Source organism: Actinophytocola sp. (genome assembly GCF_036555685.1).
Taxonomy (GTDB): Bacteria; Actinomycetota; Actinomycetes; order Mycobacteriales; family Pseudonocardiaceae; genus Actinophytocola.
This window is the reverse complement of sequence record NZ_DATBKY010000278.1, coordinates 1-16,391: the sequence shown is the minus strand read 5'-3', so window position 1 is coordinate 16,391 and position 16,391 is coordinate 1. Positions and strand designations below refer to the sequence as shown.

Annotated in this window: 20 protein-coding genes; 10 read left to right on the top strand and 10 right to left on the bottom strand. The window is 72.1% G+C overall.

Annotated features, from left to right (window positions below):
• Positions 1–346 (bottom strand): peptidylprolyl isomerase (locus VH969_RS28290; protein WP_414638630.1); only part of this gene is annotated, 346 nt, incomplete at its 3' end.
• 134 nt (positions 347–480) lie between these two features.
• On the opposite strand from VH969_RS28290, the gene VH969_RS28285 reads away from it, so the two are divergent.
• The gene (locus VH969_RS28285) at positions 481–939 is read left to right on the top strand and encodes a pyridoxamine 5'-phosphate oxidase family protein (protein ID WP_331979696.1); all 459 of its coding nucleotides are present in this window, start codon (positions 481–483) and stop codon (positions 937–939) included.
• A 48-nt stretch (positions 940–987) separates the two neighbouring features.
• Here the strand turns inward: VH969_RS28285 and VH969_RS28280 are convergent, their stop codons facing one another.
• Together VH969_RS28280 and VH969_RS28275 are read right to left on the bottom strand one after the other, a co-directional pair.
• Entirely contained in the window at positions 988–1,188 is a 201-nt protein-coding gene (locus VH969_RS28280) for an antitoxin (RefSeq protein WP_331979694.1), read from the bottom strand.
• A gap of 142 nt (positions 1,189–1,330) precedes the next feature.
• Positions 1,331–2,119, bottom strand: a complete 789-nt coding sequence (locus VH969_RS28275) for a class I SAM-dependent methyltransferase (protein ID WP_331979692.1) — start codon at positions 2,117–2,119, stop codon at positions 1,331–1,333.
• A 92-nt stretch (positions 2,120–2,211) separates the two neighbouring features.
• On the opposite strand from VH969_RS28275, the gene VH969_RS28270 reads away from it, so the two are divergent.
• Positions 2,212–2,754: a hypothetical protein gene (locus VH969_RS28270; RefSeq protein ID WP_331979690.1), complete on the top strand. Its 543-nt coding sequence runs from the start codon at positions 2,212–2,214 to the stop codon at positions 2,752–2,754.
• Positions 2,755–2,882: 128 nt separating this feature from the next.
• Here VH969_RS28270 and VH969_RS28265 read toward each other — a convergent pair whose 3' ends face one another.
• The 7 genes from VH969_RS28265 to VH969_RS28235 all read right to left on the bottom strand — a co-directional run bounded on the left by VH969_RS28265 (position 2,883) and on the right by VH969_RS28235 (position 8,536).
• A complete protein-coding gene (locus tag VH969_RS28265; protein WP_331979688.1) occupies positions 2,883–3,182 on the bottom strand; it encodes a nuclear transport factor 2 family protein in 300 nt (99 codons plus the stop codon).
• Between the two features lie 3 nt (positions 3,183–3,185).
• A complete protein-coding gene (locus tag VH969_RS28260; RefSeq protein ID WP_331979686.1) occupies positions 3,186–4,499 on the bottom strand; it encodes an MFS transporter in 1,314 nt (437 codons plus the stop codon).
• 8 nt (positions 4,500–4,507) lie between these two features.
• The gene (locus tag VH969_RS28255) at positions 4,508–5,254 is read right to left on the bottom strand and encodes an ABC transporter permease (protein WP_331979684.1); all 747 of its coding nucleotides are present in this window, start codon (positions 5,252–5,254) and stop codon (positions 4,508–4,510) included.
• On the bottom strand, positions 5,251–6,030 hold the full coding sequence (locus VH969_RS28250; RefSeq protein ID WP_331979682.1) for an ABC transporter permease: 780 nt from the start codon (positions 6,028–6,030) through the stop codon (positions 5,251–5,253). Before VH969_RS28250 ends, VH969_RS28255 begins: the two co-directional genes overlap by 4 nt.
• A complete protein-coding gene (locus tag VH969_RS28245) occupies positions 6,023–6,805 on the bottom strand; it encodes an ABC transporter ATP-binding protein (RefSeq protein ID WP_331979680.1) in 783 nt (260 codons plus the stop codon). The genes VH969_RS28250 and VH969_RS28245 overlap by 8 nt, the downstream gene beginning before the upstream one ends.
• Before the next feature lie 79 nt (positions 6,806–6,884).
• Positions 6,885–7,553 (bottom strand): isochorismatase family protein, encoded by a 669-nt coding sequence (locus VH969_RS28240; RefSeq protein ID WP_331979678.1) that lies wholly within the window; start codon positions 7,551–7,553, stop codon positions 6,885–6,887.
• Positions 7,554–7,561: 8 nt separating this feature from the next.
• Positions 7,562–8,536 carry an ABC transporter substrate-binding protein gene (locus VH969_RS28235; protein ID WP_331979676.1) on the bottom strand — a complete coding sequence of 325 codons (975 nt, stop codon included), beginning with the start codon at positions 8,534–8,536 and terminating at the stop codon, positions 7,562–7,564.
• A gap of 173 nt (positions 8,537–8,709) precedes the next feature.
• On the opposite strand from VH969_RS28235, the gene VH969_RS28230 reads away from it, so the two are divergent.
• From VH969_RS28230 to VH969_RS28195, 8 genes are all read left to right on the top strand, one after another.
• The gene (locus VH969_RS28230) at positions 8,710–9,396 is read left to right on the top strand and encodes an SRPBCC family protein (RefSeq protein WP_331979674.1); all 687 of its coding nucleotides are present in this window, start codon (positions 8,710–8,712) and stop codon (positions 9,394–9,396) included.
• Positions 9,396–10,226: an FAD binding domain-containing protein gene (locus VH969_RS28225; protein ID WP_331979672.1), complete on the top strand. Its 831-nt coding sequence runs from the start codon at positions 9,396–9,398 to the stop codon at positions 10,224–10,226. The genes VH969_RS28230 and VH969_RS28225 overlap by 1 nt, the downstream gene beginning before the upstream one ends.
• Positions 10,219–12,528 (top strand): xanthine dehydrogenase family protein molybdopterin-binding subunit, encoded by a 2,310-nt coding sequence (locus VH969_RS28220; RefSeq protein WP_331979669.1) that lies wholly within the window; start codon positions 10,219–10,221, stop codon positions 12,526–12,528. The genes VH969_RS28225 and VH969_RS28220 overlap by 8 nt, the downstream gene beginning before the upstream one ends.
• Positions 12,525–12,986 carry a (2Fe-2S)-binding protein gene (locus VH969_RS28215; RefSeq protein ID WP_331979667.1) on the top strand — a complete coding sequence of 154 codons (462 nt, stop codon included), beginning with the start codon at positions 12,525–12,527 and terminating at the stop codon, positions 12,984–12,986. The genes VH969_RS28220 and VH969_RS28215 overlap by 4 nt, the downstream gene beginning before the upstream one ends.
• 89 nt (positions 12,987–13,075) lie before the next feature.
• Positions 13,076–13,816 (top strand): alpha/beta fold hydrolase, encoded by a 741-nt coding sequence (locus tag VH969_RS28210; RefSeq protein WP_331979665.1) that lies wholly within the window; start codon positions 13,076–13,078, stop codon positions 13,814–13,816.
• Complete coding sequence (locus VH969_RS28205; RefSeq protein WP_331979662.1) at positions 13,813–15,243, top strand: UbiD family decarboxylase; 1,431 nt, start codon at positions 13,813–13,815, stop codon at positions 15,241–15,243. The genes VH969_RS28210 and VH969_RS28205 overlap by 4 nt, the downstream gene beginning before the upstream one ends.
• Positions 15,244–15,276: 33 nt before the next feature.
• The gene (locus VH969_RS28200; RefSeq protein ID WP_331979660.1) at positions 15,277–16,050 is read left to right on the top strand and encodes an IclR family transcriptional regulator; all 774 of its coding nucleotides are present in this window, start codon (positions 15,277–15,279) and stop codon (positions 16,048–16,050) included.
• The coding region (locus tag VH969_RS28195; protein ID WP_331979658.1) for a flavoprotein at positions 16,043–16,391 on the top strand (349 nt) is incomplete at its 3' end. The genes VH969_RS28200 and VH969_RS28195, both read left to right, overlap by 8 nt.

The following is a 16,391-nucleotide window of genomic DNA, read 5'->3' as shown; positions in this document are numbered from 1 at the left end:
CGCCCTCGCCGGTGCCGCTCGGGTCGCCGCACTGCAGGACCTCGAGAGTCGGGTACGTGGTCAGCCGGTGGCACGTCGTCCGGTCGTAGAACTTGTGCCGCGCGAGGTGGATGAAGCTCTGCACGGTGCAGGGCGCGATCTCCCGGTCGAGCGTCAGCGGCAGCGGGCCCTGGTTGGTTCTGACGTCCACATGCACCGTGCCGTGGCTCGGCGTGTGGTGCGGATCGGGCGGCAGGGGCACGGGCCGGACGGCCGGGTCGTCGGGGGTGGCGGTGTACTGGCAGGGGCCGTGGGTCGTGCCGTCGTGCCGGTCCGCGCTCGCGCTGGCGGCCGACGCGGACAACACGGCCGACGCGAGCGCCGCGACAACCGCGGCGGAGGCGACCTTCCGGATCACAGGGATCTCCTCTCCCGGTAGGGGCGAGGCAGTGTAGGACGATCACCACCTGCGGCACCAGGTGTGAAATAGGCTCCCGCGACATGACGAACGACGACATCGCGCGGAGGGTTCTCGACGCCAACTCCTACGCCGTGCTCGCGACCGCGGACGCGGACGGCGTGCCCTGGGGGTCGCCGGTGTGGTTCGCGCACGAGGAGCCCCGGGAGATCTTCTGGGTGTCGGCCCCGGACGCGCGGCACTCGCAGAACATCGCGATCCGGCCGCTGATCGGCATGGTCGTGTTCGACTCGACGGTCCGGCCGGGGAACGGGCAGGCGGTGTACATGACCGCCACCGCCGAGCTCGTCACGGACCCCGCGACGATCGAGCGCGGGCTGGCGGTGTTCAACCGCGCGTCGGTGGCGCAGGGGATCGGGGAGTGGGGGCCGGAGCGGGTCACCGGCGAGGCGCGGCTTCGGCTGTACCGGGCGAGCGTGCTCGAGCACTCGATCCTCGACCCGGACAGCCCGTACGACGTGCGCGTCGACGTCAGCCCGTAGGCCGCCCGATCGTCGCCGGCCGGACGGCCCCCGGCTGCTTTCCTGGGCTCAGCGCTGCTTGTTCGTGACGCTGTGCACCCTGCTCACGGCGTTGTCGATCTGGCCGTGGTACTTGCCCTTGGTGCGCTTGTCGATGAACTCGCCGGCCTTCGCGGCCATCTGGTTGACCTTCTCCGGGTTCTTCTTGACATACGCACGCGCGGCGGCGGCGGTCCCGGCCAGCGCGGTGAGTTTCCTGAGCATAGGCATAGGGCCCGTCCTTTCTGTGGCGATTCGTACAACGAAGTACCCACCTTCCGAAGTTCCTATGCTGACGACTCCGTCGGCGAACGGTCGCCGGAGCGATCGCGTGACCACGTACCGGCACCCGCACTCGGCGCGGTCCGGCCCGTTAGTTCGCGGTGACCAGCCAGGCGGCCGAGCCCAGCAGGACGCCCTCCGGGGTCTCGTGCTCCGCGTACGCCTTCCGCAGTGCCTCGGTCGCGGCCGCTGCCCGCTCGGGGCCCGCGTCGGCCAGCCACTGGCTGGTCAGCGGCTCGTGGATCGCGAACTCGACCGCGTCGTCGGCGTCGTGGCCCACGTTCACCGGTTCGCGGACGGCCTGCAGCTCCACGTCGCGGAAGCCGGCTGACCTGAGGAGCGACCGGACCCGGTCGGGGTCGGCCAGCGAGAGCGCGCCGTTGGGCCGCGGCGGCGGCACGTCGACGTACGGGCTGAGCGCGTCGCGCATGACGTAGCGGTTCTCGTTCTCCGCCAGGCCCTGCCAGCAGAGGAACGCGAGCCGCCGGCCGGCCCGCCGCAGGTTGGCGAACGCCGCGGCGGGGTCGTCGAAGAACATGATGCCGAACTGGCTCAGCACGAGGTCGACGGGCTCGAACGGCGTGGTCTGCGCGTCGGCCTGCGCGTAGCGCACGTTGGCGAGCCCGGCCTCGGCGGTGCGCTGCCGGGCCTTGGCGAGCATGGCCGCGGAGAGGTCCACGCCCAGCACGTCGGCGGCCAGCCGGCCGGCCTGCCGGGTCGAGTTGCCACATCCGCACCCGACGTCGAGCACGCGCTCGCCGGGCCGCGGGTCCCCGGCCGCGAGGAGGTGTGGCGTGTGCCGGCCGAGGATCAGGTCGTACCGCAGGTCGTTGGCGGCCCAGTACGTCCCGTCCTGCCCGCCCCAGTTGTTCGGCCGCATGCTCGCCACCCTAGAGGTCACCTGTTGTGGATGAGGCAGGCCCGGGCGGGCGGTGTGAGCGTGACCGGGGGAGTCGAAAGAAGGAGTAGGACATGACCATCGGGCCCGTTCAGCTGATCGTGTTGGGCTTTCCGCAGCCGAACTTCCACGGGCAGATCGTCGCGGAGCTCGAACGGCTCCGCGAAAGTGACATCGTGTACGTCATCGACGCACTCGCGGTGCACAAGGACGACGCGGGTGAGATCGAGGTGCTGCACCTGCACAACATCTCCGACGAGGAGGCTGTCGAGCTCGGGAGCAAGATCGGTGCGCTGATCGGCCTGGGCATCGAAGGCGAGGAAGGCATGTTCGCCGGGGCCGAGATGGGCGCCGAGGCCGCGGCGGAGGGCTTCGAGGTCTTCAACGAGGAGACCGCGTGGGACGTTCTGGAGGAGATCCCGGACGGCACGGCCGCCGCGCTGATCCTGCTGGAGCACCGCTGGGCCATCCCGCTGCGCGACGCCGTGATGTCGGCCGGCGGCTTCCGCATCGGCGACGGGTTCATCAGCCCGCTCGACCTGGTCGGCATCGGCCTGCTCAGCGCCGAGGAAGCAAGAGACATGCACGAGCAGGACCTGGCCACCGCGCAGTCCTGACGAGAAGGAGAGCCATCATGTTCGGTGCACGCCGCGTCGCCCGCCGTACCGGCCGCCGTACCGCCCGCCGGGTCAGCCGGCGCGGGCGCTTCTGACCGCCGGTCCAACCGTCGACACCGGCCGGGCGGTCACGCCTGGCCGGTGTCGAACCGCGCCACCTTCCCGTTCCGCACCGTGAACTGCCACGTGGTGCGCATCTCGCCCCACGTGTCGTTGCGGTAGCGGGCGACGAGGGAGTGGCCGTCGTCGGTGGCCGACTCGACCTCCAGGTGGCCGTTGACCGTGAAGATCTCCCGGTCCACCCACTCCTCGAGGTTTCGCCGCGTGCCGTCGTCGGTCATGGTGGCGTCCGGGGCCAGGGCCGCGAAGAACGCCGCCCGGTCGCCGGAGTTGATGGCGTCGATCAGGGCCTGAACCGCGGGATCCATGCGCTACTCCGGGAGTTGCCTGCCCCGCGTCTCGGGGCAGAACGGGACCACCAGCATCCCGACAATGTAGATCAGGCCGACAACCGTCGCCGCCGTGCCGTAGCCGCCCAGTGCGGCGATGATCGACCCCGCGAGCAGCGGGCCGAGGAACGCGATGAACCGGGCCGCGTTGAACACGAACGCGGCACCCGTCGCGCGCAGGTGGGTCGGGTAGAACTCCGGCAGCCACACCGGCATCCACGTGTACTGGCCCAGCGTGAAGAACCCGTTCACCGCGCACAGCAGCAGCACCAGCGTCAGGTCGTGCGTCCACAGGAACAGCACGGGGGTCAGCAGCAACGACACCGCGAAGTAGGTGAAAACGGTCGGCTTGCGGCCGAACCGGTCCGCCGCGAAGCCCAGCGAGATGTACCCGGCGATCGCCCCGACGTTGTAGATCATGCCGGCCGTGGACGCGTAGCTCTCCGCGTTGTGGCCGTCCTTGGCGGCCATGCTCCCGACGTACGCCGGCACCCACGTGGAGATGCCCCACCACGCGCACGTGGTCACCGCCGACATGATCGAGCCGAGGATCGTCAGCCGCCGCATCCGGGGGTCCGACAGGATCTGGCGCAGCGTGAACCTGGTGTACGACCGCTCCTCCTCGGTCAGCGACGCCTGCCCCCGCAGCGTGGACCGCCGCTTCGCCACGCGGGTCCACCGGTCCGACTCCGGCACCCCGGTGCGCAGCCACAGCGCGAACAGCGCCGGCAGCACGCCGAGCAGGAACATGTACCGCCACGCGCCCGGCCCGAGCGGTGCGATGAAGTGCCACGCCGCGGACGCCAGGAAGAAGCCCAGCCCGAGCCCGCACTGCATCAGCCCGGCCGCCTTGGCCCGCGCGTGCGCCGGCCACATCTCCGCGACCAGCGAGGTGCCGGTGCCCCACTCCGACCCGAGCGTGACGCCGGTCAGCAGCCGCAGCACGAGGAAGGACTCCCAGTTCCACGCGGCCGCCGACAGCCCGGTGAACAAGGAGTACAGCGTGATCGAGAGCAGGAGCACCTTGCGCCGGCCGAGGTAGTCCGCCGCGATGCCGCCGAGGATGCCGCCCACACCCCAGCCCAGCAGCGTCATCGCGATCGTCAGTCCGATGTAGAACGGCGTCTGCGCGCCCGCCTCCGGGTGCAGCTGTTTGAGCGCCACCCCGGCGGTGAGGATCAGCGCGTAGGTCTCGAAGCCGTCGAACAGCCAGCCCAGGTTCGCGGCCGCGAGCGTGCGCCATTGCTTGCGGTCCAGCGACCGGTACCACGCCTGCTGTGTCTGCACCTCGGTCATGCCAGCTCCTATGCCGTGCCACGCATGCGCCGGCTGACCGCCGTCTCCGCGCGCGTGACGACCCAGTTCACCACGAACCCCAGCACGCCCGCGATCGTGAGCAGGCCGTAGACCTGCGCGGACAGGAAGCTCTGCTGCGCGGCGCCGAGCACCGCGCCCAGCCCGTTCACCCGGGTGACGATCTCCACCAGCAGCGTGATGATGAGTGCCAGCGGCGCCGCGACCCGCACCCCGAGCAGCACCGCGGGCAGCAGCGCCGGCGTGAGGATCTTGGTGGCCCGGTCCCAACGGGACAGCCCGAGCGTGCGTGGGGTGTCCAGCAGCACGGGGGAGAGCGTGCGCCGCGCGGAGCGGCAGGTCAGCAGGATCGGCCACATCGCCGGCAGCACCACGACGACGAGCTTCATCTGCGCGGTGTAGCCGAGCACCAGCGCGGCCACCGGTACGAGCGACGCCGCGGGCAGGGCCCGCAGGAACTCCAGGCTCGGCGACAGCGCCCGGTCGACCGGCCGGCTCGCCCCGACCAGCGTGCCGACGAGCGAGCCCAGCACCGTCGCGATCAGCAGTCCCACGAGGAACGTCAGCGCGGTCTGGCCGATCGCCGGGAGCAGCTTGTCGTTCTCCACGAGCGGCCGCACACCGTCGACCCAGGTGGACGGTGGCGGGAAGTACGGCGAGGCCGGGTCGCCGGCGAGCTGCCAGATCACCAGCAGCGCCACCAGCGGCAGCAGGCCGCGGACCGGGGTGCCCCTCACGATGCCTCCCCCGACGATGCCATCTGGCCGCGGAACGCGAGCCGGGCCGCGGCCATGACCAGTGCGTTGAGGACGATCCCGGTGACGCCGATGACGAACACCGCGGCGAACATCTGGCCCGGTTGCAGCGCCTGCCCCTTCTCGACGAGCAGGAACCCCAGCCCGGCCGGGTTGCCGACCATCTCGGCGACGAGCGTCAGCACCAGCGAGATCGACAGCCCGAGCCGCGTGCCGACCACGATGGACGGCGTGGCGGCGGGCAGCCGGATCTTCCACAGCACCGCCGCGCGGGACAGCCGCAGCACCGCGCCCGACTCGACCATCCGCTGCTCGGTGCGCATCCCGCTGATCGTGTTCAGCAGGATCGGCCACAGCGCCGCGTAGCAGGCGACCATGACCTCCGTGCGTACCGAGAACCCGTACAGCAGCACGGCCACCGGCACGAACGCGACGATCGGCAGCGCCCGCAGCGCCTCGAGGCTCGCCATCGAGTACGTCCACACGGGACGGACGAGCCCCAGCACGGAGCCGGCCGCGACGCCGAGGACCACCGCGATGGCCCACCCGGCGAGCGCGGCCGCCAGCGTGTGGCCGAGCGCGGCGGCCAGCTCGCCGTTGCGCACGAGCTCGCCGAGCCCGGCGGCCACGTCGGACGGTGGTGGCAGGTAGGAGAACGACACGATCCCCGTGCGCACCAGCAGCTCCCACAGCGCGAGCGCCAGCACGAACACCGCCGCCCCGAGCAGGTTCACCCGCTGAGACGTCCGGCTAGCCATGGCTGCGCTCCGCGACCGGCACCCGGTGCCCGAGCGCCTCGTACACCTCGTGCCGCAGCTCCAGGTAGTCCGCGCGCTCCTTGGTGGTGATCTGGTTGCGCGGCCGCGGCAGCGGGACCGCCAGCGACAGCCCGATGCTCGCCGGGCTGCCCCGCAGCACGACCACCCGGTCGGACAGGTACACCGCCTCCTCGACGTCGTGCGTCACGAACACGATCGTGGTGCCGGTCAGCTCCTGCACCTGCTGGAGCTGGTCCTGCAGCGAGGCCTTGGTCATCGCGTCCAGCGCGCCGAACGGCTCGTCCATCAGCAGCACCCGCGGCCGAATGGCGAGCGCGCGGGCGATCTGCACGCGCTGCTGCATGCCGCCCGACAGCCGCCACGGGTACTCGCTCGCCCGGTCGGACAGGCCGACCATGGCGAGTGCCTCGTCGACCCGTTCGTCGCGTTCGGCCTTCGGCAGCGTCGACTCGACGCCGAGCGCCACGTTGCGCCGGACGGTCCGCCACGGCAGCAGCGAGTGCGCGTAGTCCTGGAACACGGTGACCACGCCCTCCGGCGGGCCGCTGACGACCGCGTCGTCGCAGCGGACCGTGCCGGACGTGGCGGGCAGCAGGCCGCCGAGCGCACGCAGCAGCGTGGTCTTGCCGGAGCCGGACGTGCCGAGCACGGACACGAACTCGGCCTTCTCGACCGACAGCCGCACATCGCGCAGGACGTCCACCGGCCCGTCCGCGCCGGGCAGGGTGACCGAGAGGTCCTCGCAGAGGATCATGGCTGCTGCGCCTCCCCGGAATTGCGCTCCGTTCCCCTTGGGTGCGGTTGGCCGGCACCTGGCGTTGACACGAGGGGTGTCATGGCTGTCCTATCAGTTGGTTGTTGCGCAGGCGGTCCCGCAGTACCGCACTGTCCACGACGGACCCGTACTTGAGGTGGATGTCGAACAGGTTGGCGGCGTGCGCGAACGCGGACCGGTCGAAGCAGGCGTCCTCGGCGACGAGCACCCGGAAGCCGTAGGACGCGGCGTCCACGACCGTCGCCCGCACGCAGCCGGACGTGGTCGTGCCGGCCACGACGAGCGTGTCGATCCGGTGCTTGGTGAGGTAGGCGAGCAGCGGCGTGCCGAAGAACGCGCTCGCCTTCGCCTTGCCGAGCACGTACTCGTCCGGCCGCGGGGTGAGCTGCGGCGGGAACGGGGCCTCGTGCACGAGCCGGGCCACGTCTGGGTCGCCGGAGAGCTTCACCGCGCCGCCGACGAACACCGAGTCCGGCGCGGACCCGCAGGTGAGCACCCGCGGGATGCCGAGCTCCCGGGCGGTGTCCAGCAGCGACACGACGGCCGGCAGCCGGTCCCAGCCCGGCTGCCCGCAGCCGGTCGGGTAGCGCGTGTCGTCGAGGAACGACAGGGTCACGTCGATCACGAGCAGGCACGGCCGCTCACCCAGCTCGACCTCGCCGCCGAAGCCGTTGGCCCGCAACCGGTCCAGCTCGCCGGCCGGCACGAACTCGTCCCACACCGCCATGGCCGGCCTCAGCTCTGCGACGCGACGAGCGCGTCCAGGTCGACGTCACCCTTGAAGCCGTCGGCGTCCTTCATGGCAGCCAGCCAGATCTTCAGGTCCTGCGCGCGGACCTCGGTGGTGTAGCTCGGCAGCTTGGCCGCCTTGATCGCGGTGTCCGGCAGGCCGGTGTACTGCTTGAGCACCGCGCGGGCCTTCTGGTCGTCCTTCGCGATGAACTGCCGGGCGTCGTCGAGCGCGGCCCGGAAGTCCTTGAGGACCTCGGGGTTCTTCGCGGCGAAGTCCTGCTTGGCGATCCACAGGATGGCCGACAGCTCGGGCGCGAGCTTCAGGTACGGGTCGCCGAGGTCGACCGCCTGCGCCTCGGGGTTCTTCAGGACGTTGGTGGCGAACGGCATCACGGTCTCGACCGCGTCGACCCGCCCGGCCGCGAGCTGGTCGGCCTGGGCCGGCCCGTCCACCTGGACGATCTTGACGCTCGCCGGGTCCACGCCCTCCTTCTTCAGCCACGCCTTGGTGGCCGTGTGCGTGGTGCCGGTCTCGGTCAGCACGCCGAGCGTCTTGCCGGCGAGGTCGCCGACGCTCGTCACGCCGGACTTCTTCGAGCCGATGAGGAAGCCGGTCGGGTTGTCCGCCACGTCGATCGTCGCGCCGGACACCTCGGTGACCGGGATGCCCTGCTGGGCGGCGGCGATCACGGTCGTCGGCACCGACAGCGCGATGTCGAACGAGCGGCCGAGCGTGCCCGGCAGCGTGCCGATGTTCTCGACCTTGGTGAACTCCACCTTGAGGTTGTGCTTTTCGAACAGGCCTTCCGCCATCGCCACCTGCACGGGCAGGGCGGCCGCGTTGGAGTTGTGCGCGATGCGCAGTGTTCGTGGGTCGCTGTTGGCGCCGGAGGCGCTACCGGGCCCGCCGGCGCAGCCGGCGGCGGTGAGCACGAGTACACCGGCGATTGCGGTGGTCAGGAGGCGGGGGATGGCCATAGGGAAGCTCCCTGGTCCTCTATACGACACTCGTTGTCCTGTGGAGCGGATGCTAGGAGGAGCAAACAGGCGAGTCAAGTTTGGTCCGGAATCGACTTAGCCCTGCTTGACACTCGGTGATGGCACTCCTACTGTCTCGGTGACAGGACTGTTCGTCTCCCATGGCGGTCTAAATGAAACTTGCGTCCGAGTTCTCCGTTCCGGCTGCGCCCGAGAAGGTCTTCCCGCTCTTCTTCGATCCGGAGACCATGCGCGGCTGCATCCCGGGCTGCGAGCGGCTGGTCCGCGAGGACGAGCAGACCTACCGCGGCACGCTCGTCAACGAGATCGCCCACGTCCGCTTCTCCGCCGGCTTCGCCGCCGTCATCTCCTCGGTCACCGACCAGCCCGACGGCAAGGCGGTCGCCGCGGTGCTCTCCGGCGAGGACCGCAGGCTCGGCAGCTCGATCAAGATCGACGCACGCCTGACCGTGCGGCCGGACGGGGAGGGCGACAGCTCGGGCGACAGCTCGGTCGTCGGCTACGAGATGGACATGGCCCTGTGGGGCAAGCTCGGGCGGCTGGGCGAGCCGATCATCCGGCGGCGCAGCCGCGAGGTGGAGCTGGAGTTCGCGAAGGCGCTCGCGGCGGCGTGCGGCGCGCCGCTGGACAGGGTCGAGGCGATGGACTCGGCCGCGAAACCCGCGGGCGGCGGCACCCTGCGCCGCCTGGCCGGCGCCCGCCCGGCGGCCACCGCGCCGGCAGCCGGGCAGCGCGACCCGGTCGTCGAGCTCGCGGTCGCGACGCAGCGGCTCGCGGTCGTGGCCACCGCGGTCTCGCTCGTCTCGCTGCTCGTCGCCGTGTTCCGGCGGGGGCGTTGATGCCGTTCCTGCACCGCCCCACCACGCTGGCCGAGGCCGTCGACCTGCTGTCCATCTTGGACAACGCCATGGTCTACGGTGGCGGCACGGCGATCCAGATCCTCGTCAAGCAGGGCATCCTCCACGCCGACAACTTCGTCGACCTGGCACTCGTGCCGGGGCTGCGCGACATCGAAGCCGGCCCGCAGGGCGTGCGCGTCGGCCCGATGGTGAGCCTGCGCCGGATGGAGACCGACGAGCGGGTCCGCGCGACCGTGCCGCTGGCCGCCGCGGCCTACCACCACGTCGCCAACCCGCGCGTGCGCAACACCGCGAGCGTCGGCGGCAACATCGCGCACGGCGACTACCGGCTCGACCCGCCGACCGCGCTGCTGGTGCTCGGCGCGACGGTCGAGGCCACGTCGGTGCGCGGCACCCGGGAGATCCCGGTCCGCGAGTTCTTCACCGGCTTCCAGCAGACGGCCCTCGAGCCCGACGAGCTCGTGTCCGCGATCCGCATCCCCGCGCAGCCGGCCGGCTCGGGCCACCGGTTCGAGAAGAACTCGAGCCTGGGCGAGAACGACTGGCCGTGCGCGTCGGCCGCGGTCCTGGTCACCGGGCACGAGGTCCACATCGGACTCGGCGCGGTCGCCCCGACCCCGCGGCACGTGACGTTCGACGCCCGCGGCCTGGACGACCAGCAGGCCGTGGACGCCGCGCTCGAGGCCGCCGAGCCGGCCCTGGACCCGATCCCGGACGTGCGCGGCGGCGTGGCCTACAAGCGCGCGCTCGCCCGGGTGACGATCGAGGACGCGGTCCGGGCGGCGTGGAAGGAGCACCGGAATGGCTGAGCTGCGGGAAGGCTGGGTCGGTGGCCGGCGGGCCCGGTTCGACACGGCCGGCCGGGTGCGCGGGCTCGTCTCGCACGTCGGCGACCAGCCGGTCGGGGCGGGCGCGCACGTCGCCGTGCACCGCAGCACCCAGCCGCACGCCAGGATCGGGGCGGTGCACACCGCCGACGCGCTCGCGATGCCCGGCGTGTACGCCGTGGTCACCGGGGCCGAGCTGCACAAGCAGCTCGGCGACCGGCTGTTCACCGGCCCCGCGTTCGCCGACCAGCCCGCGCTCGCGTACGAGAAGGTGCGTTACGTCGGCGAGCCGGTGGCCGCCGTGCTCGCCGCCGACCTCGCGACCGCGCGGGCCGCCGCCGACGCGGTCTACGTCGACTACGAGGAGCTGCCGCCGGTCTACGACCTGGCCGACGCGCTCACCGGTACCGCGTTCGTGCACGAGGAGCTGAAGCCCTCCGCGGTGTTCGGCGACCTGCGGCACCTGCACGGCGTGCGGGACACCAACGTCAACTACACCTACCGGCTGCGCCACGGCGACGCGCAGGCCGCGCGGGACGCGGGCGCGCACACGGTCACCGGCGAGTTCTGGGCGCCGCCGACCCACCACGTGCCGATCGAGCTGCCGTGCACGATCGCGTGGGTCGACGCGGGCCGGCTGGAGATGCTGACCACCACGCAGACCCCGTCGTACGTGCGGCAGACGATCTCCGACCTGCTCGGCCTGCCGCTGTCCCGGGTGCGGGTGACGACCCGCCCGCTCGGCGGCAGCTTCGGCGCGAAGATGTACGACCGGCTCGAGCCGCTCGCCGCCGCGCTCGCCTGGACCACCGGGCGCAAGGTGCGGATCGTGGCCTCCCGCGAGGAGGCGTTCCTGCTGACCACGCGCCACGGCGCGGCCGTCACGTCCAGCCTGACCGCGGACGGCGAGGGCAACCTCGTCTCCGCGATCGCCGACGTCCGCTACGACACCGGCGCGTACGCCGACGTCGGCCCGCGCATCACCGGCAAGTCCGGCATGGTCGCGCCCGGCCCGTACCGGATCGCGAACGCCTCGGTGCTGTCCCGCTGCGTCTACACGAACAAGCCCTCCGCCGGCCCGTTCCGCGGGTTCGGCGTGCCGCAGGTGACGTGGTCGCACGAGTCGCTGATCGACGAGCTCGCGCACGAGCTCGGCGAGGACCCGTACGCGTTCCGCCGGCGGCACCTGCTGCGCGAGGGCGACGAGGCGCCGATGGGCACCCGCATGCACAGCGCGGACTTCGTCGGCTGCCTCGACGCGGTCGCGAACGCGATCGACTGGTTCTCCCCGCTCGACCGGGGCACCGGCCGGATCCGCCGCGGCCGTGGCGTCGCGGTCGGCGTGAAGGCCGTGCTGACCCCGACGATCGCCAACGCCGTGCTGCAGTTCAACCAGGACGCGTCGGCGACGCTGCTGATCTCGACCATCGACATGGGACAGGGCAGCGACACGATCATGGCGCAGGTCGCCGCGGACGTGCTGCGGATGGACTCCACCCGCATCCACGTGGTCCGCGCGGACACCGACGCCACGCCGTACGACACGATCACCGCGGGCAGCCGGTCGACCTACCACACGGGCAACGCCGTGCGCCGGGTCGCGGAGGCCATGCGGGACAAGCTGATCGGCCTCGCCGCCGATCGCTTCGGCGTCCCGGCGTCCGATGTGGAGCTCACCGAGGCGGGGCTGCGCGGCGGCGGGCAGGTGGTGCCGGTCACGGAGCTGATCCTCGGGCACTTCGGCGCGCGCGGCGCGACGCTGACCACCGAGGCGAACTACACGTCGAAGTGGGTGCCCTACGACAAGGAGACCGGCCGCTCGGCGAAGGTGACCGAGCACTGGTTCGCCGGCGCGGTCGGCGTCGAGCTCGCGGTCGACACCGCCACCGGCCGGGTGCGCATCGAGCACCTCGCGGTCGCCGGCGACGTCGGCAAGGCGATCAACCCGCGGCTGGTGGAGCAGCAGCTGACCGGCGCGGCGATCATGGGCATCGGGCACGCGCTGTTCGACCAGCTCGTGCTCGACCAGGGCCAGCTGATCAACGGCACGCTGCTGGACTACCAGCTGCCGTCGGTCCGCGACCTGCCCGGCCGGCTCACCCCGATCATCGTGGAGAGCCCGCACGACGACGGCCCGTTCGGCGCGAAGGGCGTGGGGGAGACCGGGATCCTCGGCGTGGCCCCGGCCGTCGCGAACGCGGTCCGCGACGCGATCGGCGTCCGCATCACGCGGCTGCCACTGACACCCGAGTCGATCGTCACCGCACTCGAGGGGAACGCATGAACCGGATCACCCTGACCGTCAACGGCGTCAGGCACTTCGTGGACGTCGAGGACGAGACGCTGCTGCTCGACGTGCTGCGCGACACGGCCGGCACGACGAGCGTCCGCGAGGGCTGCGGCGTCGGCGCGTGCGGTGCGTGCACCGTGCTGGCCGGCGGGACGAGCGTGTCCAGCTGCCTCGCGCTCGCGGTCCGCTACGACGGCGCGGAGCTCACCACCGCCGAGGGGCTGGACGAGAACGACGACGTCGTGTCGTCCTTCGTGGACTGCAACGCCGCGCAGTGCGGCTACTGCATCCCGGGCTTCCTGCTGATGTCGCGCGAGCTGCTGAGCGAGAACCCGCACCCGACCGGCCAGGAGATCACCGACCATCTCGAGGGCAACATCTGCCGCTGCGGCACGTACCCGGAGATCCACCGTGCGGTCGCCGCGGCCGCGGAGAGGAGGGCGATCCGGTGAGCGGGAGCGACGAAGCGTTCGCCGTCTGGACTGACGAGCAGCGCAGCCGTGAGGAACGAACGGCGAGTAGCGCAGGAGCGGAGCGAACGATGAACACAGCCACCATCCTGTTGCTCCACTCGCTCGCGATGTCCGGCGAGCTGTGGCGGCCGCTGACCGGGAAGCTCGAGCCGCGCGCCCGGGTCGTCGCGATGGACGCCCGCGGCCACGGTGAGTCCACATGGGACGGGTCGCCGTTCACGGTCGAGGACCTGGCCGACGACGCCGCCGCGCTGCTCGACGAGCTCGGCGACGGCCCGTACGCGGTGGCCGGCATGTCGATGGGCGGCTGCGTCGCGGTGGCGCTGGCCGGCCGGCGCCCGGAGCTCGTGAACCGCCTCGTGCTCGCCGACACGACCGCCGACTACGGCCCGGACAAGGCGCAGGCGTGGGCGCAGCGCGCGGAGAATGCGGTCGCCAAGCCACGGGACAAGCAGCTGGAGCTCCAGCTGGACCGCTGGTTCTCCCCGGACTTCCTCGAGCGCGAGCCCGCCGAGGCCAAGCGGGTCGCGGACCTGTTCCTCGCCACCGACTCGCGCGCGCACGCGGCCGCCTGCCGCGCGCTCGGCGCGTTCGACGGCACCGCGCTGCTGCCCGCGATCGCGGCGGACACGCTGGTCGTGGTCGGCGAGCACGACTACGCCACCCCGCCGGCGATGGCCGAGGCACTGGCCGACGGCATCCCGGGCGCCGAGCTGCGGGTGTTCGCCGGCGCCCGGCACCTCAGCCTGTTCGAGTCGCCGGGGGCACTCGACCTGGTCGCCGCGCACCTGCTCGGGGAGGACCGATGACCGACCTGCGCACGTGGCTCGAACGCGTCGAGGGCTTCGGCGAGCTGCGCCACGTGCGCGGCGCGCACTGGGACACCGAGCTCGGCGCGATCGCGGAGCTGAGCTATCAGCGGCCCAACCCGAAGGCGATGCTCTTCGACGACATCGCCGGGTACCCGAGCGGCCGGGTGCTCACCGGCAGCACGGGTTCCGCCCGCCGGCTCGGTCTCACGCTCGGCCTCGGGGACGATCTCGACGACGCCGGGGTCGTGGCCGCGCTGCGCGGCAAGCCGTCGACGTGGGCGGCCACCGCGCGCGACTATCCGACCGAGACCGTCGCCGAGTCGCCGCTGCTCGAGAACGTCGTCGAGGGGGCGGACGTCGACCTGCTCTCGCTCCCGGTGCCGCGCTGGCACGCGGGCGACGGCGGCCGCTACATCGGCACCGGCTGCCTCGTGATCACGACCGACCCGGAGACGAAGGACGTCAACGGCGGCTGCTACCGGATGGAGGTCGTCGACGAGGGCCGCTCGGCCACGATCAACGCCGTGCCCGGCAAGCACGGCGCCCAGCACATCCAGCGCTGGTTCGACCGGCACGGCAGGGCGCCGGTCGCGGTGTCGTTCGGCCACCACCCGGTGCTGCTCGTCACCGGGGGCACCGAGGTGCCGACCGGGATCTCCGAGCTGGAGTACGCCGGCGCGATCCTCGGCGAGCGGCTGCCGGTCCTGCTCGGCGAGCACACCGGCCTGCCGATCCCGGCCGGCAGCGAGGTCGCGATCGAGGGGTGGCTGCGCCCGGACCTGATGCGCGACGAGGGCCCGTTCGGCGAGTGGACCGGCTACTACTCCGGCAAGCGCCGCCCCGCGCCCGCGCTGGAGATCGCGCGGATGTACCACCGCGACGACCCGATCCTGCTCGGCGCGCCACCCGGCAAGCCGCCGCACGACTACTCCTACATGCGCACGGTGATGAAGTCCGCGATGATCGAGGATGCACTCGTCGGCTCCGGCGTGCCCGGGGTGCGCGGCGCGTGGGCGCACGAGGCCGGCGGCGGCCGCCTGTTCATCGCGGTGTCGATCGAGCACCGCTACGCCGGGCACGCGCGGCAGGTCGGCCACCTCGCCGCGCAGCTGCCGGCCGCGGCGTACATGAACCGCTACGTCGTGGTCGTCGACGACGACGTCGACGTGGCCAACCTGGACGAGGTGGTCTGGGCGATGTGCACGCGCTGTGACCCCGCGCGCGACATCGACATCGTCCCGGGCACCTGGGGCAGCAAGCTCGACCCGATGCTGGTCGAGGGCGCGCCGCCGTACAACAGCCGCGCGGTCGTCGACGCGTGCCGGCCGTTCGAGCGGCGCGAGGTGTTTCCGAAGGTGTCCACGGGTGACCCCGACTACTTAGAGTCGGTGCTGACGAAATGGGCGGAGGTGCTCGCGCCGTGACCCGGGCGAGCTGAGCGGACAGGGGGAACAGCAGTGGCGAGCGACGTGCCCGCGGTGTCATCGGCGGTGCGGATCCTGGAGCGGCTGGCGGCGGAGTGGCCGCGGCCGGTGGCGCCGAAGGACCTGATCGGTGAGCTCGGGCTGAACCGGAGCACCTGTTACAACATCCTGGCCACGCTGCAGCGGGCCGGGTGGGTGACGTCGAACGGGGACCGGTCCGGCTGGATGCTCGGCCCGAAGCTGCTCACGCTCACCGGCGTGACCGACGCGATGGCGAACGCCGTGGCGCAGCAGGAGATCGACGAGCTGGCGCGGCGGCTGGGGTTCGTGGTGTTCGTGGCCGAGCCGGACGGGGCCGGCGGCTACGTCGTGACCGTGAAGGCCGAGCGGCAGCTCGGCGTGCGGGTCACGGTCGGCGTGGGGGAGGGCTTCCCGTTCTCCGCGCCCGCGCTCATGCAGGCCTTCCACGCGTGGGCGCCGTCCCGGGACGTCGACGACCTCGTGGACCGGTTGGGGCTCAAGCAGTTCACCCCGCACACCATTGTGGACCGGGTGGACCTGCACGAGGCGCTCGCCGCGACCCGGACCCGCGGCTACTCGACCAGCATCCAGCAGTACGACATGGCACAGAGCGGCGTGGCCGCTCCGGTCTTCGACAAGCGTGGGCAGGTGGTGCGGGTGGTGTGCTCGCTGGCGTTCTTCACCGAGCTGCACGAGGACAACGCGGCGCGGATCGGCGCGCAGGTGAGCGCGTGCGCCGAGCGGATCACGGCGCGGACCGGCGGACGGCGGCCCCCACATGACTAGGCGCCCCTGGCTCGTCGGCATCACCGGCGCGAGCGGCACGCCGTACGCGGCGGCGATCCTGCGCGGCCTGCTCGACGCGGGCGAGGACGTGGACCTGATGGTGAGCCAGGCCGCGCGGCTGACCCTGATCGACGAGACCGGCCAGTCGATCCGGGACAAGCACTGGGCGCAGGACCTCTCCGCCTGGCTTGGCCGCGACGTGTCGGCGGTGCGGTACTGGTCGGCCGGCGACATGGCGGCGGGGCCGTCGTCCGGTTCCTACCGGACCAAGGGGATGATCATCGCGCCGGCCACGACGGCGACGGTCGCGGCGGTGGCCACGGGCACGACGCAGAACCTCG